The 1,917-nt window shown below is 44.0% G+C and carries 3 protein-coding genes; all 3 read left to right on the plus strand.

Annotated features, from left to right (window positions below; all coding sequences use genetic code 11):
• On the plus strand, positions 1-216 hold a 216-nt coding region (locus tag C1T29_RS01200), incomplete at its 5' end, for an uL15m family ribosomal protein (RefSeq protein WP_208945595.1).
• A gap of 1 nt (position 217) precedes the next feature.
• Entirely contained in the window at positions 218-1,513 is a 1,296-nt protein-coding gene (gene secY, locus C1T29_RS01205; RefSeq protein ID WP_208945596.1) for a preprotein translocase subunit SecY, read from the plus strand.
• 53 nt (positions 1,514-1,566) lie between these two features.
• On the plus strand, positions 1,567-1,917 hold a 351-nt coding region (locus tag C1T29_RS01210; RefSeq protein WP_208945597.1), incomplete at its 3' end, for a nucleoside monophosphate kinase.

The raw sequence follows: 1,917 nt of genomic DNA on the forward strand, positions 1-1,917 counted from the left end.
GTAGTCAACCTAGACAAACTCAACAGCTTTGCAGAAGGGACGGAAGTTACTCCTGAACTTCTTTTAGAAACAGGTGTAATCAGCAAGTTGAAATCTGGAGTGAAAATTCTTGGCGACGGTCAATTAGAAAAGAAATTAACTGTTAAAGCCAATAAATTCTCCGCTTCTGCTAAACAAGCAATTGAGGCTGCTGGCGGTACAGCTGAGGTGATCTAACTTGTTTAAGACAATCTCCAATTTTATGCGTGTGAAGGATATTCGGAATAAGATTATCTTCACTCTTTTAATGCTTATCGTCTTTCGTCTCGGTTCGTTCATTCATGTGCCGCATGAAAACACAGAAGTTTTAAAGGCACAGGATCAAATGAGCGTATTTGGGATTCTAAACACATTTGGCGGCGGTGCATTGTTCAACTTCTCCATTCTTGCGATGGGAATCATGCCTTACATCACAGCTTCAATCATCATTCAGCTCCTGCAGATGGATGTTGTGCCGAAGTTTACCGAATGGTCTAAGCAAGGAGAAGTTGGTCGCCGAAAACTAGCACAGTTCACAAGGTACTTCACAATCGTTCTTGGATTTATCCAGGCTTTAGGTATGTCTTACGGGTTTAACAACATGGCCGGCGGCGCGTTGATTACAAACCCTGGAGTCGGTACTTATTTGCTTATTGCGGTTGTACTAACTGCTGGAACTGCTTTTTTAATGTGGCTGGGAGAACAAATTACGTCTCATGGAGTTGGTAACGGAATATCCATTATCATCTTCGCCGGTATCGTTGCCGGCATTCCGCAGACGATTAATCAGATCTACGCTCAGCAGTTTGTAGATGCTGGAGATCAGTTATTCTTGCAAATCATAAAGGTTGTCGTTATATTGGTTGCGATTTTGGCGATTGTCGTTGGCGTTATTTTCATCCAACAGGCAGTTAGAAAAATCTCAATTCAATATGCGAAAGGTTCAGGCCGTTCACCGGTTCCTGGCGGCCAGTCTACACACTTGCCGCTGAAGGTTAACCCGGCGGGAGTTATTCCGGTTATCTTTGCAGTAGCATTTATCACCACTCCGCGGACCGTGGCAACATTTTTTGGTACCAATGACGTCACGAATTGGATTCAAAAAACGTTTGATTACACGCATCCGGTCGGAATGGGAGTTTATGCGGCGTTGATCATCGCCTTTACCTATTTCTATGCATTTGTGCAGGTAAACCCTGAGCAAATGGCCGATAATCTTAAAAAACAAGGTGGCTATATTCCGGGAGTTCGTCCAGGAAAAATGACTCAAGATAGAATTACGAGCATTTTGTATCGACTTACATTTGTAGGCTCCATATTCTTGGCCGTGATTGCCATTCTTCCTGTCTTGTTCGTTAATATTGCTGGGCTGCCTTCATCTGCACAAATTGGTGGAACAAGTTTGCTGATTGTCATCGGGGTTGCACTTGAAACAATGAAGCAGCTTGAAAGCCAGCTGGTAAAACGAAACTATCGTGGATTTATGAAGCACTAGAGGAAATGGGGCGCGCCCATTCCCTCTAAAATAGAGAGGACGGGGAATCCGAAATGAACTTAGTCTTAATGGGACTGCCTGGGGCCGGTAAAGGGACACAGGCTGAACGGATTGTTGAAGATTTTGGGATACCTCATATCTCAACAGGAGACATGTTCCGCGCTGCGATGAAAGAAGAAACGGATCTGGGACTCGAAGCCAAATCATACATTGATAAAGGTGAGCTTGTTCCGGATGAAGTGACAATTGGTATTGTCAGGGAGAGACTTGGCAAGAATGATTGTGACGGAGGTTTTCTTCTGGACGGATTTCCGAGAACAGTCGCTCAAGCTGAAGCACTTGAGGAAATTCTTAAAGGACTTGGCAAGTCGATTGACCATGTCATCAACATTCAAGTCGATAAA

The organism is Bacillus sp. MBGLi79 (assembly GCF_002953915.1).